Below are 23,577 nucleotides of genomic sequence, written 5' to 3'. Positions count from 1 at the left end.
GGGCGGTGACCTCCACCTCCGACACCCCCGGCACCCCCGCCCGCCTGCGCAGACCCGGCTGGGCGGGCCGCAACTACAGTCTGCTGACCGCGGCGGCGGTCGTGACGAGCCTGGGCGCCAACGGCTCGCTGATCGCCGCCGCGTTCGCGGTCCTGGACGCGGGCGGCGACGGCGGGGACGTCGGTCTGGTGGCCGCCGCGCGGACGCTGCCGCTGGTGCTGTTCCTGCTCGTCGGCGGCGCGGTGGCGGACCGCTTCCCGCGCCACCGGGTGATGGTCGCGGCCAACGCCCTGAACTTCCTCTCCCAGGGCACCTTCGCCGTCCTGGTGCTCGCGGGCGACCCGAAGCTCTGGCAGATGATGCTGCTCACCGCGCTCGGCGGCACCGGCCAGGCGTTCTTCAGCCCGGCCGCCGAGGGCATGCTGATGTCCTCGGTGAGCGGCGAGCAGGCGGGCCGCGCCTTCGCCGTGTTCCGGATCGCGATGCAGGGCGCGGCGCTCGGCGGTGCCGCGCTCGGCGGTGCCCTGGTGGCGGCGGTGGGTCCGGGCTGGGTGCTGGCGGTGGACGCGGCCGCCTTCGCCGTCGCCGCGGCGCTGCGCTCGTTCCTCGACGTCAGCCATGTCCCGCCGCGCGTGCCCGGCGAGGGACTGGTGGCCGACCTGCGGGAGGGCTGGCGGGAGGTCAAGGGCCGTCCCTGGCTGTGGGGCATCGTCGTGCAGTTCTCGATCGCGAACGCGGTGGTGGGCGCCGCCGACGCGGTCTACGGCCCGCTCGTCGCCCGCGACAGCCTCGGCGGCCCGGCACCGTGGGGCCTGGCGCTGGGCGCCTTCGGGGCGGGCACGGTGGCCGGCGCCCTGCTGATGACCCGCTGGAAGCCCCGCCGGCCGCTGTTCGCCGGCACCCTGTGCATCTTCCCGCTGGCCCTGCCCTCGGCGGCGCTCGCGGTGCCCGTCCCGGTGGCGGTCCTCTACGCGGTGATGTTCGTCTCCGGCGCCACGGTCGAGGTCTTCGGCGTCTCCTGGATGACCGTGCTGCACCAGGAGATACCCGAGGACAAGCTCTCCCGCGTCTCGGCGTACGACTGGTTCGGCTCCGTCTCCCTGCTGCCGCTGGCGACCGCGCTGGCGGGCCCGGCGGAGGACGCCTTCGGCCGGAGCCCGGCGCTGTGGGGCTGTGCGGGGCTGGTGGTCGCGGTCACCGCCGCGGTGCTGCTGGTGCCGGACGTCCGCAACCTGACCCGGCGCACGGTCCCGGTCGCCGCACGGGCGGCGCGGCCGTCAGCCGATGCCGAACGTTCCGCCGGGGGGCTCGGGTGAGGGGACGGCGTCCGCGTCGGCGACCGGTGCGGCACCGCCGATGAACCGCCGCAGCGCGGGGCCGTGTTCGACACGCGCCGGGAAGGCGTCGGCGGCGGTGCGGCGGGCCGGCCCGGACAGGTCGACGGGCCGGTGCGAGGCGACGAGGACCGCGTTCCCGAACCGCCGCCCGCGCAGCACGCCGGGCTCCGCGATGACCGCCAGCTCCTCGAACACGGCGGCGAACGTGGCGAGTTGGGAGCGCAGGAAGTCGAAGGGCGCGGAGTCCGCGAGGTTCGCCAGATAGACGCCGCCGTCCCGCAGCACCCGCTGGGCCTGGCGCGCGTAGCCCAGCGAGGTCAGGTGCGCGGGGATCCGGGACCCGCCGAACACGTCGGCGATCAGCACGTCGGCCGAGTCGCCGGGAGCGCCCTCCAGCCAGCCGCGGGCGTCGGCGGCGTGCAGGGCGATCCCGGCGCGGTCCGGCAGCGGCAGCTGCTCGGTGACCAGGTCCAGCAGCCCCCGGTCGGCGTCCACGACGTCCTGCCGGGAGCCCGGCCGGGTCGCCGCCACGTACCGCGGCAGGGTCAGGGCGCCCCCGCCGAGATGCAGCACGTCCAGGGGCGCCCCGGCCTCCGCCACGGCGTCGAGGACGAATCCGAGACGCCGGGCGTACTCGAACTCCAGATGCGTCGGCGCGTCGAGATCGACGTACGACTGGGGCGCCCCGTCGACGGTCAGCAGCCACGCCCGTGCCCGGTCGACGTCGGGCATGAGCTTCGCGGTGCCGTGGTCGGTGACCCGGACGACGGGTATGGCTTCGTTCACGCCTCCATTGTGCGATGCGCCGGTCCGCCCGGAGGCACGGGGAAGACCGGCCCCGCACCGGCCCGCGCCGCCCGCTCACCGCGGTCTCACTCCACGGCGGTCACGGTCCCCGCGCCCACGGTCCGGCCGCCCTCGCGGATCGCGAAGCCGAGCCCCGCCTCCAGCGGCACCTCCCGTCCCAGCTCCACCGTCATCTCCACGGTGTCACCGGGCCGGGCGACCGCCGCCGCGCCGAGGTCGACGACGCCGACCACGTCCGCGGTACGGATGTAGAACTGCGGACGGTATCCCGTCGAGACCGGGGTGGTACGGCCGCCGTCGCGGCCCGGGAGGACGTACACCCGTGCCGTGAACCGCCGTGCCGGCGTCACGCTGCCCGGCGCGGCCACCACGTGCCCGCGCCGCACCGCGTCCCGTGCCACCCCGCGCAGCAGCAGCGCCACGTTGTCCCCGGCCTGCGCCTCGTCCATCGGCCTGCCGAAGGTCTCCAGGCCGGTGACGACCGTCTCGACGCCGGCGCCGAGCACCTCGATCCGGTCGCCGACCCGTACGGTGCCCCGCTCGACGGCACCGGTGACGACGGTCCCGCGCCCGGTGATGGTGAGGACGTTCTCCACCGGCAGCAGGAACGGCGCGTCCAGATACCGCTCCGGCATCGGGACGTAGGTGTCCACCGCGTCGAGCAGCGCCTCGACGGACGCCGTCCAGCGCGGGTCGCCCTCCAGGGCCTTGAGCCCGGAGACCCGTACGACGGGCACGGCGTCGCCGCCGTACCCCTGCGCGGTGAGCAGGTCCCGGACCTCCAGCTCCACGAGGTCGGTGAGCTCCTCGTCACCCGCGTCGGCCTTGTTCAGCGCGACCACGATGTGGTCGACGCCCACCTGCCGGGCGAGCAGCACGTGTTCGGCGGTCTGCGGCATGATCCCGTCGAGCGCGGAGACCACCAGGATCGCGCCGTCCAGCTGGGCGGCGCCGGTGACCATGTTCTTGACGTAGTCGGCGTGGCCCGGCATGTCCACGTGGGCGTAATGCCGGGTGTCGGTCTCGTACTCGACGTGCGCGATGTTGATGGTGATGCCGCGGGCGGCCTCCTCCGGGGCCCGGTCGATGCGGTGGAACGGCACGAAGGTGCCGGTGCCGCGGTCGGCGAGGACCTTGGTGATGGCGGCGGTCAGGGTCGTCTTGCCGTGGTCGACGTGGCCCATCGTGCCGATGTTGAGGTGCGGTTTGGTGCGGACGTATGCCGTCTTGGGCATGGCTCTACCTCGAAGCCTGAACTGCGGTGGGGCGTCTCGTCGATGCGGGACGCGGGGACCCCGGCGGACCGCCGACCCTCCCCCTGCGGGGTCCGCCGGACGTTCCGGGGAGGGTCAGCTTCGGGCGCCGTCGACGGTGGCCGGGAGAGCGGGCACGGCAGCCTTCGGCGCATCCGCGGCTGCGGATGCTGCGAGGAGGAAGGCGTACCGGAACATGACGCAGATCATGGCCGACGCGTCGCCGCACGTCGAACGGTTTTCCGTGGCACCGGTTTCGCCCAATGGACAGGAAGCGTACGGCGATCACACATCTGCTTCGGCTAGGGTCACTGAATGCTCGATGCCAACCGCTCTGGCACCGCCACGGCCGTTCCCCCGGCCGCCGCCGAGGAGCTGACCATTGCCGTGTCCGGTCAGGTGAGTTTCGCCGCGCGCTGCACGAGAGTGCTGCTGTCGCCGTGGTCCAGGCTGTCCCTGCTCGTCGCCCTGCTGGCGGCGGCCGGCGCCTCGGTGCTGCTCTTCGAACCGCAGAAGCTGCTGACGCAGGGCTGGCCGCCCCAGGTCGAGGGCACCACCGCGGTGGTGGTCTTCGCCGTGGCGTACGGCCTGGTCACGGTGGCGTTCGTGCCGAGACCGTTCCTGAACCTGGCGGCCGGCGCGTTGTTCGGCTCGGCGCTCGGGATGGGCGCGGCGATGGCCGGCACCCTGCTCGGGGCGTGGATCTCCTTCGCGCTCGGCCGCCTGCTCGGCCAGGACGCGCTGCGCCCGCTGCTGCGCGGCCGGCTGCTGAACGCGGCGGACAACCAGTTCAGCGAGCACGGCTTCCGCTCGATGCTCGCGGTACGGCTCTTCCCCGGCGTGCCGTTCTGGGCCGCGAACTACGCGGCGTCCGTCTCCCGCATGCGCTACACCCCGTTCCTGCTGGCGACCGGGCTCGGTTCGATCCCGAACGTCGCCGCGTACGTGGTGGCCGGGGCACGGGCCTCGACCCCGACGTCCCCGGTCTTCCTGATCTCGGTCGCCGCCATCGTCGTGCCGGCGGTGGCGGGCGCGGTGGTGGCCTGGCGCAAACGCCACCACCTGCGCGCCAAATAAGGGCACGCCCCGACAGGGGCGCGGGGAACTGCGCGACAAGCCACGACGAACCCGCACCCGCACGACGGCACGACACACCACCCCAGGCGGCGCACGGCCCCAGGACCCGTCCGGCGAATCACACCGCCGCCACGCAGCCTGCCCCACCCTCCCCCGGAGGACACCCCGGCGACCCGAGCCCCAAAGGGGCGCGGGGAACTGCGCGACAAGCCACGACGAACCCGCACCCGCCACGACGGCACGACACACCACCCCAGGCGGCGCACGACCCCTACCGCACCGCCTCCAGGATCATCGCGTTGGCCAGCCCGCCCGCCTCGCACATGGTCTGGAGACCGAAGCGGGCGCCGCGCTCGCGCATCGCGTGCACCAGGGTCGTGGTGAGCCGGGTGCCGCTCGCCCCGAGCGGATGCCCGAGCGCGATGGCCCCGCCGTGCACGTTGACCTGGTCCAGGTCCGCGCCGGTCTCCTGCCGCCAGGCCAGCACCACGCTGGCGAAGGCCTCGTTCACCTCGAAGAGGTCGATGTCGCCGAGGCCGAGACCGGCCTTGCGGAGCACCTTCTCGGTGGCCGGGATCACGCCGGTCAGCATCAGCAGCGGGTCGGAGCCGGTCACGGCGAACGCGTGCAGGCGGGCCAGCGGCCGCAGCCCGAGCCGCTCGGCGGTCTCACCGGCCATGATCAGCACGGCGGAGGCGCCGTCGTTGACCGGGCTGGCGTTGCCCGCCGTGACGCTCCAGTCGATCTGCGGGAAGCGCTCGGCGAAGCCGGGGTCGTGGTAGGCGGGCTTGAGGCCGGCGAGGATCTCGGCGGTGGTGCCCGGCCGTACCGACTCGTCGCGGCCCACACCCTCCAGCGGCGCCACCTCGGCGTCGAAGAGGCCCGCGTCCCAGGCGGCCGCGGCCTTGTGGTGCGAGGAGACGGCGAACGCGTCCATCTCGGCCCGGCCGATCGACCACTTCGCCGCGATGAGTTCGGCGCTGATGCCCTGCGGGACCAGGCCCTCCGGGTAGCGGGCGGCGACCCCGGGGCCGAAGGGGTCCTTGCCGGGCGGCACGTTGGACCACATCGGCACCCGGCTCATCGACTCGACGCCGCAGGCCACCACGACGTCGTAGGCGCCGGACATGACCCCCTGCGCCGCGAAGTGCACGGCCTGCTGGGAGGAGCCGCACTGCCGGTCGACGGTGGTCGCGGGGACGGTCTCCGGGAAGCCCGCGGAGAGCACGGCGTACCGGGTGGTGTTCATGGCCTGCTCGCCGACCTGGTCGACGGTGCCGCCGATCACGTCGTCGATCAGGGCCGGGTCGACGCCCGAGCGCTCGACGAGGGTGCGCAGGGTGTGCGCGAGGAGTTCGACGGGGTGGACGTGTGCCAGGGACCCGTTCGGCTTGCCCTTCCCGACGGGGGTGCGTACGGCTTCGACGATGACTGCGTCACGCATCAGGGACCTCGATCGCGAGTCTCGATTACCGGTGAGTAGGAAATCCGGACTCACCATAACTCCGTGAGTAGGAAAATCCAACCGTCTCCGGCGGAGGCGCCTCGGCGCCCGCCCGCGCACACGCCGCGGGGCGCGACCGGTCCGAAGACCGGCCACGCCCCGCGGCCCCGCACCCCTACGGTCCCTCCTGCCCCTGCCGGTACACCTCCAGCCGCCCGCACATGCCGAACCGCCCCTGCTCAACAGGCTGTTCGGCCCGTACGACGGCATCGGCGAGGTGGCCGGCGTCACCCCGGCCCAGGCGGTCCAGCTGCTCCCCGGTGGCCTCGGCCGCCGCCCGGGCGCCGCGCTCCCAGCGGGCCCGCCAGTCGGCCAGCCGGGGCCGTACGAGGGCGGCCGCGGCCCGGTGGAAGGCGGCCAGCGGCTCCGGGCCGGTGGCCTCGCACAGCGCCCGGTAGCCCTCCAGGGCCAGGTCGCGGCGGGCGCGGACGATCCGCTCCCGTTCCGCCTCGGGCGCGTCGGCCGGAACGGTGGTCGCCGCGGCGTACGCCTCCGGGTCGGCGAGGTGGCGCGGCGGCAGCGTCAGCACCGCGTCCCCGGCCTCCGGGAGGCCGCCGTTCTGCATCAGCACGGTGATGCGGAGACCGTCCTCGTTGACGAGGCGGTGCACGGTGCCCGGCGTGAACCAGGCGACCGTGCCGGCCGTGAGCGGCGTGACCCGGTACCCGGAGGCGGTGAGCGTCTGCACCGCACCCCGGCCGCCGGTGACCACGTACCCCTCCGAGCAGACCAGGTGCAGATGCGGGGTCCCGCCGCGCACCCCGTCCGCCGCCGGCCAGTCGTACACGCACAGGTGCGAGACCGCGACCCCGCCCGGAAGCCCCGCGAACCCGGACGCCCCGCCGCTCACCACGGATGGTCCGCGAGGTAGGCGGCGATGTCCGCGCGTTCCCAGGCGCCGTCCGCGACGACGACCCGGTAGCGGCGCCGGAGGGTGTCGCCCGGAGCCAGTTCGAGCTCGTCGTGGAAGGCCCAGGAGGGGGCGATGCCGGCGAACGGGTCGTTGCGCACGAACCAGTGCGCCGGATGGGTGCCGCCCGCGCCCGACTGGTCGTTCTCCGGGGCGTGCTCGAAGACGACGGTGGCATGGCCGTCGGCGCCGTCGTGCTCGCCGGACAGCGCGAGCCAGGACGACTGGGAGCCCATCAGCTCCGGCCCCTCCCCGTCGGGGCCGATGATCCTGCCGTCCCGGAAGGCCCGCGGGCCGCGCCAGAACAGGCCGGTGTAGCCCGCCCGTTCGCGTCCCGCGGTGGTCGGGCTGCCGAACCGGAGCGGCTGGTCGCGGACGTTGGTGACGGCGCTGGACCAGGTCAGCGTCCACACGCCGGATTCGAGGTCGACGTCCTGGACCTCGATGCGCCGCCGCTCCCGCGCCCACTGCGTCCCGTCGTACGGATGCCAGGTCAGCCGCTCCGCGACGGTCAGCCGGCCGTCCGCCGCGGACAGTTCGTCGAAGCCGGCGTGCCGCATCGATCCGACCCGCTCCGGCAGGACGAGGTAACCCTCGCCGTGGACATAGGAGTTGCCGCCCCACAGGTTCGCGCCGGACAGGTGCGAGGCGGTCAGGGACAGCCCCTTGTGCCAGCGGTGGTCGTTGGGCCGGTAGTCGGTGACGACGTTCCCGGACAGGGTGCGGACCGGGTGCAGATACGGCTTGGGGGCCTCCCAGGCCGCCTCGGGCCGGTAGACGTACACGAAGAGCCGTACCCCGGTGACCGGTTCGGTCACGGTGACCCGGTCGCCGTGCGTGTGCGTGATCCGCAGTCCGCCGCTCACGCGGGCACCTCCTCGCGCTCGCCGGGCGCCCAGCCCGCGGCACCGCCGTGCAGGGCCGTGTAATAGGGATCGCCGGGACCGATCTCGCCCGCACGTACGGTGGTGTCGGTGAACGCCGACCTGTACAGCGCGGTGATCAGCTCCAGGCTGGTGCGTCCGTCGGCGCCGCTGCTGCGCGGCCGCTCCCCCGCCCGCATCGAGGCGATCAGCTCGCGCAGCTGGGCCAGGTGCGAACTGGGCACGTCCGGGCCGAAGTCCTGCCAGGCCGCCGCCTCGCCGGCGGGCACGCCCGGGGCCGGGGTGATGCGCCAGTCCGCGTTGGAGTGGCCGTAGAGGTGGGTCAGTTCGACGGTGGCGCGCTCGCAGTCGATACGGATGCGGCTGACCTCGTCGGGGCTGAGCACGCTGTTGACGACGGTCGCCAGGGCGCCGTTGCCGAACCGGACCAGAGCGGTGGACACGTCCTCGGTCTCCACGTCGTGCACCAGCCGGGCGGCCATGCCCCGCACCTCGCTCCACGGCCCGAGCAGGTCGAGGAGGAGGTCCATCTGATGGATGCCGTGGCCCATCGCCGGGCCGCCGCCCTCGGTCGCCCAGCGGCCCCGCCAGGGCACGGCGTAGTACGCGGTGTCCCGGTACCAGGTGGTCTGGCAGTGCGCGACCAGCGGCCGGCCCAGCGCACCCCGCGCCAGCAGCCGCCGCACGTGGGTGGCGGCGGAGCCGAACCGGTGCTGGAAGACGATCGAGGCGTACGGCCCCCCGTCGGTGCCCTCCGCCGCCTCGATCGCGTCGAAGTCCGCGAGCGAGGGCACCGGCGGCTTCTCGCACCACACCCAGGCGCCGGCCCGCAGCGCGGCCAGCGTCTGGTCCCGGTGCAGGGTCGGCGGGGTGCAGATGGTGACCAGGTCGGGCCGCTGCTCGGCGAGCATCCGGTCCAGGTCCGTGTAGGCGTGCGGGATGCCGGCCTCGGCGCGGAACGCCTCGACGGCCTCGGCATCGATGTCGACGGCGGCGACGACCTCGGTCTCGCCCTCCGCGGCCAGCCGGGCGAGCGCGGGCAGGTGCGAGCCGCGCCCGATGGCACCGGCGCCGACGACGGCGCCCCGGATCCGGCGGCCGACGAACGGCGAGGAGACGGTCGAGGGGGCGTTGGGCGTGCGAGGCATGGACGTGATCAGCACTCCTCGGGTGGGACCGACGATGGGCGCGAACCGTCGCCCTGCGTGCGCCACACCCGCACCCCGATGTGCGGAGCAAGCGCTTTCTCCTGGGGAAACGTAAGCGCCGGTGGCCGGGCCGGTCAACACCCCCGCGCGTCCGCCCGCCCGCCGAACCCCTGTGTCCGCGCCGCCGTCGCCGCCCGCTACGCTGCCGTTGCACACGCATGATCACGCGCGCCCGCGCGTCCGCCAGCCCTCTCACCCCTGGGACGCCGTACCTTCATGTCTTGGTTTGAATCGCTGATCCTCGGACTCGTCCAGGGGCTGACCGAGTTCCTGCCCGTCTCCTCCAGCGCGCATCTGCGGCTGACCGCGGCCTTCTCCGGCTGGAAGGATCCGGGCGCGGCCTTCACGGCGATCACCCAGATCGGCACGGAGGCGGCGGTGCTGATCTACTTCCGCAAGGACATCGGGCGGATCGTTTCCGCCTGGTTCCGGTCGCTGTTCGACAAGGCGGTGCGCGGCGACCACGACGCCAAGATGGGCTGGCTGGTGATCGTCGGCTCGATCCCGATCGGGCTGCTGGGCGTGACGCTCAAGGACCAGATCGAGGGCCCGTTCCGCGACCTGCGGATCACCGCGACGATGCTCATCGTGGTGGGCATCGTCATCGGCGTCGCCGACCGGATGGCCGCCCGCGACGAGAAGGGCGGGCGGCACCGGGCACCGAAGCAGCGCAAGACGCTGGAGAACCTGAGCGTCAAGGACGGCCTGATCTACGGCTTCTGCCAGGCCTGCGCCCTGATCCCCGGCGTCTCCCGCTCCGGCGCGACCATCAGCGGCGGCCTGTTCATGGGCTACCGGCGTGAGGCGGCGGCCCGCTACTCCTTCCTGCTCGCCATCCCGGCGGTGCTGGCCTCCGGTGCGTTCGAGGTCAAGGACTCGGTGGGCGAGGGCCACGTGGCCTGGGGCCCGACGCTCTTCGCCACGGTGATCGCGTTCGCGTCGGGATATGCCGTCATCGCGTGGTTCATGAAGTGGATCTCCAACAAGAGCTTCATGCCGTTCGTCTGGTACCGCATCGCCCTCGGCGTCGTGATCATCGCCCTGGTCTCGGCGGACGTCCTGAGCCCGCACGCGGCGGAGTCGGCCGGCTAGGGGTACTCCCCCACGCGTCAAGTGCTCTCGGCGGCTCGGTAGCGGTCGTGCGGTCGTGCGGTCGGTTCAGGGGACCAGGGTGCCCTGGTGGAAGTACACCCGCCAGCCGCTCTCCGTCAGCCGCCACACGGAGCTGCGGCGGGCCCGGCGGCCCTGGTTGTCGGCGCGGTACGTCAGGTGGACGATGCCCGGTGCGAGCACGGTCGCGGACATCTCGGAGACCTCGACCGGCGACTGCGCGGACACCGATCCGTCGCCGGTCACCGAGAGGATCGACACCGCGTCCCAGCGGCGGCCGGACGCCCCGATCTCGGTGAACTCCGGGTCGAGGAGTTCCAGGACGAGGTCCGGGCGGGCGCGCACCTCGGGATCGAGCAGCCGCAGCTCGCCGTCGATGGCCGCCTGTACCGCCTGTACGTCCTGGTCCGTCATGCCGGGATGTTATGTCCCCGCACCACGCCCCGACCAGCGGAATTCCGCACGGCCGCCGGGACCGGGGCGGTCGTTCGCGCGTCACCGGCCCGGCGGAGGGCTTCCCGTGGCTTCCCCTCGCCGGACCGCGCGTCCGCGATACGGACAGCGGCGCCCGGATCCGGCCCCGGCGGCGGTCTGTCTCGGCCAATCCGGAGCGCCACCCGCCCGCAGGGGCGCCGGGAGCGCCGTACCGGCTCCGGAGCGAGGAAGTCCAGGGCAGAGGCCTGCCGCCCGGTCCGTGAGGCGACCACTCGCCCGGCACATGCCAGGGCGTGGCGCCCCGACCGCGGCGCCGCCCGTGACCAACCCCATACGGTCTGCGTAGCCGCCCGGTGGCGCACGGTCAGGTTCTGCCCCTACGCTGTTCGGTATGTCCCCCGATTCCCGAACCCCTGGTTCCGCGCGGTCTGCTGCCGAGGTCAACGAGCACATCCGTGCGCTGTGGCTGCGTGCGGGCGGAATCCTGTCGGCACAGGAGCGGGCGGAGTACGAGCTGTTGGTGGTCGAGTGGGCCGAGGCGATCCGCGCGCGGATCATCGAGGCGGCCTGAGCGCGGACCGGGCTCAGCGCCCGCCGGAGACCCGCAGCACCGCGCCCGTCGTGTAGGAGGCGTCAGGCGAGAGCAGCCAGGCGATGGCCGCGGCGATCTCCTCCGGCCGGGCCGCACGGCCCAACGGCACGGCGGCGCCGATCCGTCGGGCGCGGCCCGGGTCGCCCATCGCCGCGTGCATGTCGGTGTCGACGGCTCCGGGCGCGACCGCGTTGACCCGCACCCCGTCCGGGCCGAGTTCCTTGGCGAGGCCCACCGTCAGGGCGTCGACGGCCGCCTTCGTCGCCGCGTAGTGGACGTACTCGCCGGGACTGCCGAGCGTGGCCGCGGCCGAGGACACGTTCACGATCGCGCCCTCGCCCCGCGGGGCCATCAGCCGGGCCGCGCGCCGTGAACACAGCAGCGCGCCCAGCAGGTTGACCTCGACGACCCGGCGCAGATCGGCGGTCCCGGTGTCCGCCAGCCGTCCCAGCGGCCCGGTCACGGCAGCGTTGTTGACCAGCCCGGTGACGGCGCCCAGTTCGCGTTCGGCGGTGTCGAACAGCCGCTCCACGTCGGCCTCCACGGCGGTGTCCACCGGGACGACGGCACAGCGCGCCCCGGTCCCGCGCACCCCTCGCGCGACCGACTCGGCGGCGTCCGCGTCCCGGACGTAGCCGATCACGACGTCGTGGCCGTCGGCCGCGAGCCGCAGACAGGTCGCGGCGCCGATGCCGCGGCTCCCGCCGGTGACGACGGTGACGGGACGGGCCATGCGAACCTCCTGGGACGGACCGGGCGATGATCTTAAGGCCGGCGGGCCCACAGGGACAGATCGCCGCTGGTCGCCACGGCGATGGTCCGCCCGGACGGGGAGAAGCCCGCGGCCCGCAGCTCGCAGTGGCGGGCGTGGAAGAGGTGCCACCAGCGCTCGCCGTGCGGACCGGCGTGCGGCAGCCCGCCGTCGCGGGACAGCAGGACCCGCTCGTGGGGCCAGGCCGGGACGACGACCTCCAGCAGCCACCCGTCGCCGGTGACGGCGTGCAGGCCGCCGCCGAAGAGCCCGGCGATCCGCACCCGGCTCCCGGCGACCGGTCCGAGGCCGGGGCACGACAGCTCGGGATCCGACTCCGGCGTGCTGTCCTCGGGGCCGGGGTCGCGGTCCCGTGCGATCTTCTCGCCGGTCACGGCGTCGAAGAGACCGTGACCGTCGTGCGAGACGACCATCACCAGGTCGTGCCCGGTGTCGGGGTGCACGGTGAAGCCGATCCCGAGGAGACCGCCGACCGGGACGGACGTGACGTCCCGCCAGGGCTCCGGCGCGGGGACCTCGGGGGCGGCGAGGAGCCGGTCCCGCAGCGCCCGCTGGTAGGAGGTGAGCCCCGGCTCGGGCACCGGCTGCCCGGCGGCGGACCCGCTCGTCCTCGTCCACTTCGTCACGCGGCCATGATCCGGACTCCGGCGGCCGTGTCCAAGGGGTTTGTCACCGGACGCCGTTGACCGAACCCGCGTTCCCGCGCGGACCGCCGGTCGCGCACCTGACCGAGATCCGGTCAGGTGCTGTTCGAACATCGCCGAATATCACGCGCAGATCGTCCGCACCCCTTGGCTGTGCCCGTCCCGTGCCCAACACTGAGCCGATGACGCAGCGTGTGGAGCTCGCGACCGTGATGGACCGGCTGGCCGTGGACGGACTGGTCACCGACTACGCGGTGGCCGTCGACGACGGGGACTGGACGGCGTACCGCGGGCTGTTCAGCACGGACGGGCGGGCCGACTACCGGTCGGCCGGCGGGATCGAGGGGGATGCCGCGGAGGTGGCCGGGTGGCTCGCGGAGAGCCTGACGCTGTTCTCGATGCGGCAGCACCTGATCGTCAACCGCCGGGTGCGGTTCGAGGTCCTGGAACACGACACGGGCGACACGGCACAGCTGCAGGCCGACTACATCAACCCCATGCGGTTCGCCGGCGGCGGCACCGCCGCGACCGCCCCGGACTTCGTGTGCGGCGGCCGCTACGCCTTCGCGTTCCTGCGCACCGGCGACGGCTGGCGGCTGCGCCGGGTGGTCGTCGAGGAGAAGTGGCGCAGAACGGCCGGACCGCGCGCGGCGGTCGCACCGGACTGACCCCGCTCCCACGCCCCCTGTCGGAGATCGCCGCCGGTCCCGCACACTGGAAGGACCCGCAGGCAGGAGGCGACGCATGAGGACCGTCGAGCGCTGGCTCACCTCGCCCTGGCGGCGTTCCTGCGTGGCGGCGCTCGCGGGCGCGCTGCCCGTACTGGCCTTCCCCGCACCGTCGCTGTGGTGGTTCGCCTACGTCGCGCTGGTCCCCTGGCTGCTGCTGGCCCGGTCGGCGCCGACCGGGCGGCGGGCGGCGTACGACGGCTGGTGCGGCGGGTTCGGGTTCATGGTCGCCGTGCACCACTGGCTGCTGCCGAGCCTGCACGTCTTCATCTTCCTGATAGCCGGGCTGCTGAGCGTCCTGTGGGCGCCCTGGGGTCTGCTGACGCGGCGGCTGCTGGGCGGCACGCCCTCACCGGGGCGGGCGGCGGCCGCGGTGCTGGTGCTGCCGTCGGCGTGGCTGACGGTGGAACTGGTGCGGTCCTGGCAGGGCCTGGGCGGCCCGTGGGGCATGCTCGGCGCCACCCAGTGGCAGGTGACGCCCGCGCTGCGGCTGGCCTCCGTCGGCGGGGTGTGGCTGCTGAGCTTCCTGGTGGTGGCCGTGAACGTGGCGGTGACGGTGCTCGTCCGCGTGCGCGAGGCGCGGGTGCCTGCGGTGGCCTCGCTGGTGGCCACCGCCGCCGCGACCTCCGCCGCCTGGGTCTGGTCGCCGCGCCCCGACGTCGAGGGGCAGGTGCGCGTCGCGGTCGTACAGCCCGGCGTCGTGGAGGGCGGTGCGGGTACGGACGGCACCGCCGGAGCCGACCGGCGCTTCGCGATCGAGGAGCGGCTGACCCGGCAACTGGCCGGGCAGCGCCCCGACCTGATCGTCTGGGGCGAGAGCAGCGTCGGGTACGACCTCGGTGACCGGCCCGACCTCGCCCGGCGGATCGCCGCCCTGTCCCGCGAGACCGGAGCGGACATCCTGGTCAACGTGGACGCCAGGCGCTCCGACCGGCCCGGCATCTACAAGAGTTCCCTCCTGGTCGGCGCGGACGGCCCCACCGGGGACCGGTACGACAAGATGCGGCTGGTCCCGTTCGGCGAGTACATACCGGCCCGTTCGCTGCTCGGCTGGGCCACCTCGGTCGGCAAGGCGGCCGGCGAGGACCGGCGCCGCGGCACCGAGCAGGTGGTGATGAACGTCGGCCACGGGCTGCGGATCGGGCCCCTGGTCTGCTTCGAGACCGCGTTCCCGGACATGAGCCGGCAGCTCGCGCGGGACGGCGCCGAGGTGCTGATAGGCCAGACGTCCACCTCGTCCTTCCAGCACAGCTGGGCCCCCGAACAGCACGCCTCGCTGGCCGCCCTGCGGGCCGCCGAGACCGGCCGCACCATGGTCCACGCCACGCTGACCGGCGTCTCCGCCGTGTACGGCCCGGACGGGAGGCGGCTGGGCCCGTGGCTGGGCACGGACACCGTCGCGGCGCGGGTCTACGAGGTGCCGCTCGCGCACGGGACCACGCCGTTCGTGCGGTTCGGCGACTGGACCGTGGACGGCGCGCTGCTGGTGCTGGCCGGGTACTGCCTGGGCGAGGGGCTGCGGCTGCGGGCGGTCAGGCTGCGCCGGGGTACCGCCCGACCTCTCGTACCACCCGCTCGCACAGCTCATGAGTCGCCAGTGCGTCCCGGGCGCTGAGCACCTTGCCGGCGCCGACCGCGTCGAGGAACGTGAGCACGGCCTGCTCGATGCCGCGCTGGCGGGCCACCGGCACCCAGTCGCCGCGCCGCCTGAGCGTCGGCTGCCCCTTGTGGTCGATCACCTCGGCGAGGTTGAGGACCTGACGCTTGGTGTCCTGGCCGGAGACCTCCAGGATCTCCTCGGCGGAGCCGCTGAGCCGGTTCATCACGCCGAGCGCGGTGAAGCCGTCGCCGGACAGCTGCAGGACCACGTGGTGCAGCAGGCCCTCGGCGACCCGGGCGCGCACGGTGATGTCGTCGACCGGGCCGGGCACCAGGAAGCGGAGGGTGTCGACGACGTGGATGAAGTCGTCGAGGATCATCGCGCGCGGCTCCTCGGGCAGCCCGACGCGGTTCTTCTGCATCAGGATCAGCTCGCGGGGGTGGTCGGCGCACTGGACGTAACCGGGCGCGTGGCGGCGGTTGAAGCCGACGGCCAGCGACACGTTCCGCGCCTCGGCGAGTGCCACGAGCCGCTCGGAGTCGGCGAAGCGGTACGCGAGGGGCTTGTCGACGTACGTCGGGACGCCCGCCTCCAGGAGCCGGGTGACGATCTCGGGGTGGACGGCGGTGGGCGCGTGGACGAAGGCGGCGTCGAGGTCCTGGGCGAGGAGGTCGTCGAGGGTCGCGTGCCGGTTGCCTTCGGGCAGCCGGAGGCTGTCGGCGACCTCGGTGAGGGTGGCCGGGGTGCGGGTCTGGAGATGGAGGTCCAGGCCCGGCCGGGCGCCCAGTACCGGCAGGTACGCCTTCCGCGCGATGTCGCCGAGTCCGATGCAGCCGACCTTCACCGATGCGCTCCCCGTGGTTGCCCCTGTGCCTGCCGGGAAGCATACGGGCCGATAATCCGTGGTGGGACGGGGCGGGGTGGGCGAGGATGCCGGGCATGACGACGGAACGCCGCGAGCCCGCCTTCGACGCCGACGAGCGCACCTCGCTGGAGGGCTGGCTGGAGTTCCACCGGCGGACACTCGCGATGAAGTGCGAGGGCCTGACCGACGCCCAGCTCAAGACCGCGTCCGTGGAGCCGTCGCCCATGTCCCTGATGGGGCTGGTGCGGCACATGACCGACGTGGAGCGGTTCTGGTACCGCACCGTCCTCGTCGACGAGGCGGTGACGCCGCTCTACTGGACCGACGAGGACCCGGACGCCGATTTCCGTCTCGGCGAGGGCACCGGCTGGCCAGAGGCGTACGCGAACTGGCGGGCCGAGATCGGGACGGCCCGGCACAACGCGGCCGGCTTCGCCCTGGACGACCTCTCCCGGGGCCGCCACCGGCGCAGCGGGCAGCGGATGAACCTGCGCTGGATCCACACCCACATGATCGAGGAGTACGCCCGGCACAACGGCCACGCCGACCTGATCCGGGAGCGGATCGACGGCGTGACGGGCGACTGACGTCAGCCTCGCACCCGCCCGTCCCCCGTACGGGCCACGAGATCACCCGGGCGGGTCACCGAACTCCCGTGGACGGTGTCAACCGTCGTGCGGACCCAGCAGAGTTGCGCGGGTGCATCGAACGACCACCACCGCAGCGCTCCTGGTCACCGTGACCGTCGCGGCCCTCTCCGGCTGCGTGACGGTCCAGCGTCCGGCGGCGCCCGGCTCGCCGCCCGGTTCCGCGCCCCTGCAGCCGTCGGTGCCCCGCCCGGACGGCTCCGCGGAGCCCCGGGTGGTGCAGGCGCCGGCCAAGGAGGCACTGGAGATGGTCGGCCCGTCCCGCCCGTCCCGCCCGTCCCGCCGGGCCGCCCCGGCCTCGCCCCGGACCGCGGTGCCCCCGCCTCCGCCGCCGGCGCACCCGCACTCCGCCGCTCCGCACGCGGCCGCCCCGCAGCCGCAGCCGCGTCCGCGGCGGACCCTCGGCCCGCGGGCCGAGGCCCCGGGCCTCTCCGGCCCCGTCCCGAAGGCCCCGGACGTGTGCTCCCTGGGCAGGCAGTACGGCGGCTGGCCCCAGGACAGCCCCCAGGCGCGGATCTGCGACCAGACGTACGGCCACTGACGGCCCGGCCTGGCACGGGACGGCGTCACGGGACGGCGTCACGGGACGACAGCCACGTCCGCGGACAGGGGCCTGCGACGACGGGGCCACGGGACCGCGGTCACCGGTAGGGCGGTGGCCGCGGCGGCCGGCCGGGCGCTAGTTCGGGCGCTGGCGAGGCGGGCCCCAGGACTCGCCGTCCGGCCTGTCGTCCTCGCCCAGCCGCAGCTCCAGGCGGCTGATCGCGGCCCGCACCCCGTCGCCGTACCCGTCGTCGCCGAGGGCGACGGCCGCGCCGCGGGCCCGGCGCAGGTGGGTACGGGCGGCTTCGGCGCGGCCGAGCTTGACGTAGTCGGCGGCGAGGTTCAGGTGCAGGGAGGGGTAGAAGGCGCGCAGCCCCGCCGCTCCCTCCGCCTCGTCCGCCGCCGACAACGCCCTGAGGTCCCAGGCGAGTTCGTCGGACGGGTCGTCCTGGGTGTCGGCCAGATAGTGGGCCAGGGTGCAGCGGTGCAGCGGGTCGCCGTGTTCGCCCAGCTCGGCCCAGAGGTCGAGCAGGCGCCCCCGGGCCTCCTCGCGGTCCCCGGCGTGGTGCAGCATCACGACCTGCCCGATCCGTGTGAGCACGGCATCGGGTGCCGTGCGCTCCTGTCGCTCCGCCACCGCGTCCCTCCGAGCTCGCCGGCTGTCTGCCACGACGCTAACCGCCACCGCGCCCCCACCCGGCCATCCGACCCGCCCCGGCCCCCACGTGTCCCCACCCATGGTCCCGCCGGCCTCCCGCCGGACACCCCCTCGCGCCCCGCGCCGAGCCGCCCCCGGCGGCCCACCCCCGTCAGCGGTTCCCCGCGGCTGCTCCCCCGGCGGCCCGGTGCCCCTCCGGCCGTGATGCCCCGACCGGCGTGCCGCCCCCACGGATCCACCGCCCCGTCTCACAGCCTCTCGGCCTCTCGGCCGTCCGGCCTCAGCCCAGGTTCGGGATCCGCCAGTCGATCGGCTCGTGGCCCTGCGCCGCGACCGCCTCGTCGATCTGCGTGAAGGGGCGCGAGCCGAAGAACTTCTTCGCCGACAGGGGCGACGGGTGGGCGCCCTGGACGACGACGTGCCGACTCTCGTCGATCAGCCGGAGCTTCTTCTGCGCGTACCCGCCCCAGAGGACGAAGACCGCCGGGTCGGGCCGCTCGGCGACCGCGCGGATCACCGCGTCCGTGAACTTCTCCCAACCTTTGTTCTTGTGCGAGTTGGCCTCACCGGCGCGGACGGTGAGCACCGCGTTGAGCAGCAGGACGCCCTGCCGGGCCCACGGCATCAGATAGCCGTTGTCCGGCGTCTCCTCCCAGCCCAGCTCGCCCTTCATCTCCTTGTAGATGTTCCGCAGGGACGGCGGGATCCGCACTCCGGGACGGACGGAGAAGCACAGGCCGTGTCCCTGGCCCTCGCCGTGGTACGGGTCCTGGCCGAGGACCAGCACCTTGACCTGGTCGTAGGGCGTGGCGTCCAGCGCGGCGAAGACCTCCTCGCGGGGCGGGTAGACAGGGCCGTTCGCCCGCTCCTCCTCGACGAACTCGGTCAGCTCCTTGAAGTAGGGCTGCTGCAGTTCGTCGCCCAGAACCCCGCGCCAGGACTCGGGCAGCATGGCGATGTCGGTCACGTCAACGTCCTCACGATCTACGGTCACTTGCGGTTCCTGCTGATGCCCAAGAACCTACAGGCGGCCACTGACAATCGCCCCCGCGGACGGCTTCACCAGCTGGTCTTGCGGTGCAGCTCCCACATCATCATGATCGTCGACGGGTCGAGGGCCTGCTCGCCGCCTGAGATGTCGTCGCTGGCGGCGACGTACTGCCGGCCCTGCCACAGCGGGATCAGCCGGGCGTCGTCGACGAGGATCTGCTGGGCCTCCTCGAACTCCTTGACGACCTCGCCGCGGTCGCTCTCGGAGCGGGACCTGGGCAGCAGCCGGTCCGTGATGACGGGCGACGGGTACGGCGTCCCGAGGGCGTTCTCCTGGCCGACGAACGGGGCGATGAAGTTGTCGGCGTCCGGGAAGTCCGGGAACCAGCCGCGCCCGAACACCGGGTACTCGCCCTTCTGGTAGCCGACGACGTAGGTCTTCCACGGGCGGCTTCTGAGGGTGATGGCGAACAGTCCGGAGGCGTCCAGCTGCCGCTTCAGCTCCTGGAACATGCGGCCGGTCTCGGAGCCGTACCGGTCGGTGGTGTACCAGAAGGTGAGCGGGACCTTCGCGGTGACGCCGGCGTCGGTGAGGATCTTGCGCGCCTTGGCGGTGCTCGGGTCGCCGTAGTCGTCGAAGAAGCCGGTGCTGTGGCCGGTGAGACCGGCCGGGACCATCGAGTACAGCGGGTCGACGGTGTCCTTGTAGACGGTGTGGGCGATCGCGGAGCGGTCGACGAGCTGGGCGACGGCCTTGCGCACCGCGGGCACCTTCGCCCACCGGTCCCTGGGGTTGAACACCAGGTAGCTGATGTCGGTGCCGGTGCCGTCGACCAGTTGCAGGTCGGTGTCGGTGCGCGCCTCCAGGCTGACGATGTCGGAGGCGGCGAGGCCGCGGTAGGTGACGTCGATGTCCCCGGTCCGCAGGGCCTTGACCATGGTGGCCGAGTCCTGGAAGTAGCGGATGGTCACCGCGTCGTTCTGCCGGTCGGCGAAGCCCTGGTAGCGGTCGTTGCGGACGAGTTCGGCCCGCTCGCCGTCGCGGTAGGACTTGAGCGTGTACGGCCCCGAGCCGTGCACCGAGTCGTCCTCGCGCAGCGAGTGGGCCGGGTAGTCGTCGGGGTCGACGATCGACATGGCCGGGGTGGCGAGCACGAACGGGAAGGTGGCGTCGGGCTTGCCGAGGTGGAAGACCACCTCGCGGTCGCCGGACGTCTCGATCCTGTCGAGGCTGCCGAGCAGTCCTGCGGGGCCGCTGGGCGCGTTGATGGCGCGGATCCGGTCGATGGAGTACTTGACGGCGGCCGCGTCGAGTGCGGCGCCGTCGGCGAACTTCAGGCCGGAGCGCAGTTCGCAGCGGTAGGTGCGGTTGCCGGAGTCCGTGAAGGCGCACTTCTCGGCGGCGTCGGGCTGCGGGGTGGTGGCGCCGTCGGGGTAGGCCAGGAGGGTCTGGTAGATGTTCCGGAACAGCTCCCAGGAGCCGTCCCAGGAACCGGCGGGGTCCAGGGTGCTGGGAGCGCTGGTGGTACCGACGACGATCGGACCGCCCTTGCCCGAACCGCTCCCGGAGAACATCCCGCAGCCGGCGACGAGCGACAAGGACGCGGCAGCGGCCACTCTGCGTAGGCCTCGGTTGCGGTTGAACACGCGCTCGCTCCTCGATCCGCCGTACCAGGGGTCGGCGGCAGACCATACCGCAGCGTTGTCCTCCTTGAACCGCCCCGGAAACACGGGCGTTGATCGAATGTGGTATGACGACGTTGTCATCCGGCTGTGCGGATCCTGTACGCCGGACCGGGCGCCGTTTCCGTCATTTCTGCGAGGAAATGTCTGTGACGAAAACGACGCCCGGAGCGAGCGGACCGGTCTGGCGTACCGTCAGGCGACGCCCGCGTTGAGGAAGATGCCGCCGTCGACGACGAGGGTCTGGCCGGTGACCCAGTCGGACTGCTCCGAGGTGAGGAAGGCGGCGGCGCCGCCGATGTCGGAGGGCACGCCGAGCCGCTTGAGCGGGTAGCCCGCGGCGGCCTCGGCCTCGCGTCCCTCGTAGAGGGCCTCCGCGAACTTGGTCTTGACGACCGCGGGGGCGATGGCGTTGACCCGGACGCCCGGCGCGTACTCGTGCGCCAGCTGCTGGGTCAGGTTGATCATCGCGGCCTTGCTGATGCCGTAGACGCCGATGAACGGCGAGGCCGAAAGACCGGCGACGGAGGCGATGTTGACGATGGCGCCGCCGTTCTCCTTCTGCCAGGCGTGCCAGGTCTTCTGGGCGAAGCCGAGGGCCGAGACCACGTTGGTCTCGAAGACCTTGCGGGCCACGTCCAGGTCGACGTCCGCGATCGGCCCGAACACCGGGTTGGTGCCGGCATTGTTGACCAGGTAGTCGACGCGGCCGAAGGCCGCCATGGTGCGCTCGACGACCTCGCTCTGGTGGGCCAGGTCGTGGGCCTTGCCTGCGATGCCGATGACGCGCTCGGAACCCAGGCTCTGCACGGCCTCCTTGAGCGCGTCCTCGTTGCGTCCGGTGATGGCGACGCGGTCGCCGCGGGCGACCATCGCCTCGGCGACGCCGTAACCGATGCCGCGGCTGGCGCCGGTGACGACGGCGACCTTGCCGGACAGCTCGGGCAGTTCAGTCATGTCGGTGATCCTCGATAGTCCCTGGTGCCCGCTAGTCCAGCGGTCCGCCGGCCACGTAGAGCACCTGGCCGGAGACGAAGCCGGCGGCCTCGTTCGTGAAGAAGGCGATGGCGTTGGCGATGTCCTCGGGCTCGCCGACGCGCTGCACCGGGATCTGGGTGGCCGCGGCGGCCTTGAACTCCTCGAAGCCCATCTTCACGCGCTCGGCGGTGGCCTTGGTCATCTCGGTGGCGATGAAGCCGGGGGCGACGGCGTTGGCGGTGATGCCGAACTTGCCGAGTTCGATGGCGAGGGTCTTGGTGAAGCCCTGCAGACCGGCCTTGGCGGCGGAGTAGTTGGCCTGGCCCCGGTTGCCGAGCGCCGAGGAGGAGGACAGGTTGACGACCCGGCCCCAGCCGGCCTCGACCATGTGCTGCTGGACGGCCTTGGTCATCAGGAAGGAGCCGCGCAGGTGCACGTTGAGGACCGTGTCCCAGTCGGACGCGGACATCTTGAACAGCAGGTTGTCGCGGAGCACGCCGGCGTTGTTGACCAGGATGGTCGGGGCGCCCAGCTCCTCGACGACCCGCGTGATCGCGGCGGCGACCTGGGCCTCGTCGGAGACGTCGGCGCCGACCGCGACCGCCCTGCCGCCGGCTGCGGTGATCTTCTCGACGGTGTCCTTGCAGGCCGCCTCGTCGAGGTCGATCACGGCGACCGCGCGGCCCTCGGCGGCCAGTCGTACGGCGGTGGCGGCGCCGATCCCGCGCGCGGCACCCGTGACGACCGCGACCCGCTGCTCTGTGGTGGACATTCCTGTGTCTCCTCGCCCTTGAGAGAACCTGATCGAGTGAGCCCGCTCGCGGAGCCCGCCCTGCGGTGAGCGACCGCTTAGTACCTTCAGCAGACGTGACGCTAGAAGCCCTGGCACGCGGTGTCAACGTCACACCGCGCGGGTGTGATCCATTACCTCACCAGGAGGTCGAGCAACCGCTCCGTCTCGGCCGCCGCGTCGCGGGTGAGTCCGGTGTGCACGGGACCGGGCTGCACGATCGTCGAGCGGGGCGCGACCAGCCAGCGGAACCGCCGCCCGGGATCGTCCCCGGCCGCGCCTCCGGCCGCCTCCCCGCCGGCGCAGACGGCCTCGACCGCACCGAGCGCTGCCCGCACCCCGGCGACGTCCGCGGCCGGGTCCAGGGCGAGCAGCCGGGCCTCGTCCAGATGGGTGCGGGCGCCGACGTAGGCCTTGGCCCGGCAGTAGACGAGCACGCCCGCGTTGATGCACTCGCCGCGCTCCACCCGGGGCACGACGCGGAGCAGGGCGTACTCGAAGACGTCGCGGTCGCCGCCCTGGCCGGAGCGGGTGATGTGGCGCTCGACCACATGTCCGGCCACGTTGATGTGGGTCTGGCTCACTTCGCTCCCTGGGTGCCGGGCTCGATGCCGGTGATGCGGTCGTGGATGCCGGCGGCCCGCGCGAGCAGCGGCCGGGCGTAGGTCCGCCGCAGGTCGTCGGGGGTGTCGAAGCCCGGCTCGCCGGCCAGCCAGACGTCCGGGATCTCGGCGGTGACCTCGGCGAGCAGGTCCTCGGTGACCCGGGGTGCCAACTCGGCGGCGGCGGCCCGGACATCGGGGGCGAAGCGGCTCAGTGCGTGGTCGGCGGCGTCGTAGGGGCGGGCGGCGGAGGCCTCGGCGGCGGGCCAGTTGTGCTGCCAGATCATGGTGGCGCCGTGGTCGATGAGCCACAGGTCGCCGTGGTGCACCAGCAGGTTGGGGTTGCGCCAGGAGCGGTCGACGTTGTTGATCAGCGCGTCGAACCAGACGACCCGCCCGGCCTCCTCGGCGCTGACCGTGAAGGCGAGCGGGTCGAAGCCGAGGGCACCGGAGAGGAAGTCCATGCCGAGGTTGGTGCCGCCGCTGCCCCGCAGCAGGTCCTGCACCTGCTGTTCGGGTTCGCCGAGGCCCAGCACCGGGTCCACCTCGACGGTGACCAGACGGGGCATCCGGAAGCCGAGCCGGCGGGCGAGTTCGCCGCAGACGACCTCGGCCACCAGCGTCTTGCGGCCCTGCCCCGCGCCGGTGAACTTGGTGACGTACGTCCCGAGGTCGTCGGCCTCGACGAGCCCCGGCAGGGAACCGCCCTCACGCAGCGGCGTGACGTAGCGGGTCGCGATGACCTCTGTGAGCACTTTCCCAGGCCACCCGTCTCTTCGGCTGCACGGTCCACGGCCGGCCGCGGCACCCGCTGGGCTCCGGCCTCCGGCACGAAGTGAGCATAGTAACCGAGGGTGATCACAGGCGGGGAGGACCGGCCGGGAGACCGTCACCGGCCGCCATGCGAACGGGAATCGGGGATTGACGTCACCACATTTACTTAGAGTAGCCTTGCCTAAG

Annotated in this window: 25 protein-coding genes; 8 read left to right on the top strand and 17 right to left on the bottom strand. The window is 73.2% G+C overall.

Features of this window, described 5'->3' with window-relative positions; all coding sequences use genetic code 11:
• The first annotated feature begins 5 nt into the window (after window positions 1-5).
• Complete coding sequence (locus ACIQOE_RS19590; RefSeq protein ID WP_351326902.1) at window positions 6-1,316, top strand: MFS transporter; 1,311 nt, start codon at window positions 6-8, stop codon at window positions 1,314-1,316.
• Here the strand turns inward: ACIQOE_RS19590 and ACIQOE_RS19585 are convergent.
• Complete coding sequence (locus ACIQOE_RS19585; RefSeq protein ID WP_365571103.1) at window positions 1,278-2,123, bottom strand: fused MFS/spermidine synthase; 846 nt, start codon at window positions 2,121-2,123, stop codon at window positions 1,278-1,280. The two genes, ACIQOE_RS19590 and ACIQOE_RS19585, sit on opposite strands and share 39 nt — an antisense overlap.
• Window positions 2,124-2,209: 86 nt before the next feature.
• Window positions 2,210-3,379 carry an elongation factor Tu gene (gene tuf / locus ACIQOE_RS19580; protein WP_365553610.1) on the bottom strand — a complete coding sequence of 390 codons (1,170 nt, stop codon included), beginning with the start codon at window positions 3,377-3,379 and terminating at the stop codon, window positions 2,210-2,212.
• Window positions 3,380-3,712: 333 nt separating this feature from the next.
• Between tuf and ACIQOE_RS19575 the strand changes: the two genes are divergently transcribed.
• Complete coding sequence (locus tag ACIQOE_RS19575) at window positions 3,713-4,474, top strand: TVP38/TMEM64 family protein (protein ID WP_351326907.1); 762 nt, start codon at window positions 3,713-3,715, stop codon at window positions 4,472-4,474.
• A gap of 271 nt (window positions 4,475-4,745) precedes the next feature.
• Here ACIQOE_RS19575 and ACIQOE_RS19570 read toward each other — a convergent pair whose 3' ends face one another.
• The 4 genes from ACIQOE_RS19570 to ACIQOE_RS19555 all read right to left on the bottom strand — a co-directional run bounded on the left by ACIQOE_RS19570 (window position 4,746) and on the right by ACIQOE_RS19555 (window position 8,920).
• The gene (locus ACIQOE_RS19570; protein WP_401412631.1) at window positions 4,746-5,918 is read right to left on the bottom strand and encodes a thiolase family protein; all 1,173 of its coding nucleotides are present in this window, start codon (window positions 5,916-5,918) and stop codon (window positions 4,746-4,748) included.
• A 175-nt stretch (window positions 5,919-6,093) separates the two neighbouring features.
• Window positions 6,094-6,831: a cupin domain-containing protein gene (locus ACIQOE_RS19565; RefSeq protein ID WP_399009644.1), complete on the bottom strand. Its 738-nt coding sequence runs from the start codon at window positions 6,829-6,831 to the stop codon at window positions 6,094-6,096.
• Window positions 6,825-7,754 carry a PmoA family protein gene (locus ACIQOE_RS19560; RefSeq protein WP_401412629.1) on the bottom strand — a complete coding sequence of 310 codons (930 nt, stop codon included), beginning with the start codon at window positions 7,752-7,754 and terminating at the stop codon, window positions 6,825-6,827. The genes ACIQOE_RS19565 and ACIQOE_RS19560 overlap by 7 nt, the downstream gene beginning before the upstream one ends.
• Window positions 7,751-8,920, bottom strand: coding sequence for a Gfo/Idh/MocA family protein (locus tag ACIQOE_RS19555; protein ID WP_401412627.1), 1,170 nt, complete (start codon window positions 8,918-8,920; stop codon window positions 7,751-7,753). Before ACIQOE_RS19555 ends, ACIQOE_RS19560 begins: the two co-directional genes overlap by 4 nt.
• 276 nt (window positions 8,921-9,196) lie before the next feature.
• Between ACIQOE_RS19555 and ACIQOE_RS19550 the strand changes: the two genes are divergently transcribed.
• Window positions 9,197-10,072, top strand: coding sequence for an undecaprenyl-diphosphate phosphatase (locus ACIQOE_RS19550; protein ID WP_351326917.1), 876 nt, complete (start codon window positions 9,197-9,199; stop codon window positions 10,070-10,072).
• A gap of 66 nt (window positions 10,073-10,138) precedes the next feature.
• Here the strand turns inward: ACIQOE_RS19550 and ACIQOE_RS19545 are convergent, their stop codons facing one another.
• On the bottom strand, window positions 10,139-10,504 hold the full coding sequence (locus tag ACIQOE_RS19545; protein ID WP_365553596.1) for a DUF4440 domain-containing protein: 366 nt from the start codon (window positions 10,502-10,504) through the stop codon (window positions 10,139-10,141).
• Window positions 10,505-10,916: 412 nt separating this feature from the next.
• On the opposite strand from ACIQOE_RS19545, the gene ACIQOE_RS19540 reads away from it, so the two are divergent.
• Window positions 10,917-11,096 (top strand): hypothetical protein, encoded by a 180-nt coding sequence (locus tag ACIQOE_RS19540; protein ID WP_351326921.1) that lies wholly within the window; start codon window positions 10,917-10,919, stop codon window positions 11,094-11,096.
• A gap of 13 nt (window positions 11,097-11,109) precedes the next feature.
• Here the strand turns inward: ACIQOE_RS19540 and ACIQOE_RS19535 are convergent, their stop codons facing one another.
• Together ACIQOE_RS19535 and ACIQOE_RS19530 are read right to left on the bottom strand one after the other, a co-directional pair.
• Window positions 11,110-11,850, bottom strand: coding sequence for an SDR family oxidoreductase (locus ACIQOE_RS19535; RefSeq protein ID WP_365553591.1), 741 nt, complete (start codon window positions 11,848-11,850; stop codon window positions 11,110-11,112).
• Between the two features lie 32 nt (window positions 11,851-11,882).
• On the bottom strand, window positions 11,883-12,515 hold the full coding sequence (locus ACIQOE_RS19530; protein WP_365571094.1) for a hypothetical protein: 633 nt from the start codon (window positions 12,513-12,515) through the stop codon (window positions 11,883-11,885).
• A gap of 200 nt (window positions 12,516-12,715) precedes the next feature.
• On the opposite strand from ACIQOE_RS19530, the gene ACIQOE_RS19525 reads away from it, so the two are divergent.
• Window positions 12,716-13,201 (top strand): nuclear transport factor 2 family protein, encoded by a 486-nt coding sequence (locus tag ACIQOE_RS19525; RefSeq protein WP_365571091.1) that lies wholly within the window; start codon window positions 12,716-12,718, stop codon window positions 13,199-13,201.
• A gap of 76 nt (window positions 13,202-13,277) precedes the next feature.
• A complete protein-coding gene (gene lnt, locus ACIQOE_RS19520) occupies window positions 13,278-14,876 on the top strand; it encodes an apolipoprotein N-acyltransferase (protein WP_401412623.1) in 1,599 nt (532 codons plus the stop codon).
• Here the strand turns inward: lnt and ACIQOE_RS19515 are convergent.
• Window positions 14,794-15,705, bottom strand: a complete 912-nt coding sequence (locus ACIQOE_RS19515) for a Gfo/Idh/MocA family oxidoreductase (RefSeq protein ID WP_362642110.1) — start codon at window positions 15,703-15,705, stop codon at window positions 14,794-14,796. The two genes, lnt and ACIQOE_RS19515, sit on opposite strands and share 83 nt — an antisense overlap.
• Before the next feature lie 95 nt (window positions 15,706-15,800).
• On the opposite strand from ACIQOE_RS19515, the gene ACIQOE_RS19510 reads away from it, so the two are divergent.
• Window positions 15,801-16,313, top strand: coding sequence for a DinB family protein (locus ACIQOE_RS19510; RefSeq protein WP_399009636.1), 513 nt, complete (start codon window positions 15,801-15,803; stop codon window positions 16,311-16,313).
• A 112-nt stretch (window positions 16,314-16,425) separates the two neighbouring features.
• Window positions 16,426-16,914 carry a hypothetical protein gene (locus ACIQOE_RS19505; protein ID WP_401412621.1) on the top strand — a complete coding sequence of 163 codons (489 nt, stop codon included), beginning with the start codon at window positions 16,426-16,428 and terminating at the stop codon, window positions 16,912-16,914.
• A 138-nt stretch (window positions 16,915-17,052) separates the two neighbouring features.
• On the opposite strand, the gene ACIQOE_RS19500 is transcribed toward ACIQOE_RS19505, so the two are convergent.
• From ACIQOE_RS19500 to ACIQOE_RS19470, 7 genes are all read right to left on the bottom strand, one after another.
• Window positions 17,053-17,553 (bottom strand): hypothetical protein, encoded by a 501-nt coding sequence (locus ACIQOE_RS19500; protein ID WP_401412619.1) that lies wholly within the window; start codon window positions 17,551-17,553, stop codon window positions 17,053-17,055.
• 301 nt (window positions 17,554-17,854) lie between these two features.
• Window positions 17,855-18,541 (bottom strand): uracil-DNA glycosylase, encoded by a 687-nt coding sequence (ung, locus tag ACIQOE_RS19495; protein ID WP_351326934.1) that lies wholly within the window; start codon window positions 18,539-18,541, stop codon window positions 17,855-17,857.
• Window positions 18,542-18,633: 92 nt separating this feature from the next.
• Entirely contained in the window at window positions 18,634-20,211 is a 1,578-nt protein-coding gene (locus tag ACIQOE_RS19490; RefSeq protein WP_365553570.1) for an ABC transporter substrate-binding protein, read from the bottom strand.
• A 231-nt stretch (window positions 20,212-20,442) separates the two neighbouring features.
• Entirely contained in the window at window positions 20,443-21,204 is a 762-nt protein-coding gene (locus tag ACIQOE_RS19485) for an SDR family oxidoreductase (RefSeq protein WP_365571073.1), read from the bottom strand.
• A 31-nt stretch (window positions 21,205-21,235) separates the two neighbouring features.
• Entirely contained in the window at window positions 21,236-21,997 is a 762-nt protein-coding gene (gene fabG / locus ACIQOE_RS19480; protein WP_365553567.1) for a 3-oxoacyl-ACP reductase FabG, read from the bottom strand.
• Between the two features lie 152 nt (window positions 21,998-22,149).
• The gene (locus tag ACIQOE_RS19475; RefSeq protein WP_351326941.1) at window positions 22,150-22,599 is read right to left on the bottom strand and encodes a DUF3037 domain-containing protein; all 450 of its coding nucleotides are present in this window, start codon (window positions 22,597-22,599) and stop codon (window positions 22,150-22,152) included.
• Window positions 22,596-23,372: a HipA family kinase gene (locus ACIQOE_RS19470; protein ID WP_365553564.1), complete on the bottom strand. Its 777-nt coding sequence runs from the start codon at window positions 23,370-23,372 to the stop codon at window positions 22,596-22,598. Before ACIQOE_RS19470 ends, ACIQOE_RS19475 begins: the two co-directional genes overlap by 4 nt.
• Between the last annotated feature and the right edge of the window lie 205 nt (window positions 23,373-23,577).

Origin of the sequence: Streptomyces sp. NPDC091282 (assembly GCF_044757385.1) — a bacterium.
Taxonomy (GTDB): domain Bacteria; phylum Actinomycetota; class Actinomycetes; order Streptomycetales; family Streptomycetaceae; genus Streptomyces; species Streptomyces gramineus.
Note: the sequence above shows the minus strand (reverse complement) of the source record. Positions and strands in the feature narration are given on the sequence as shown.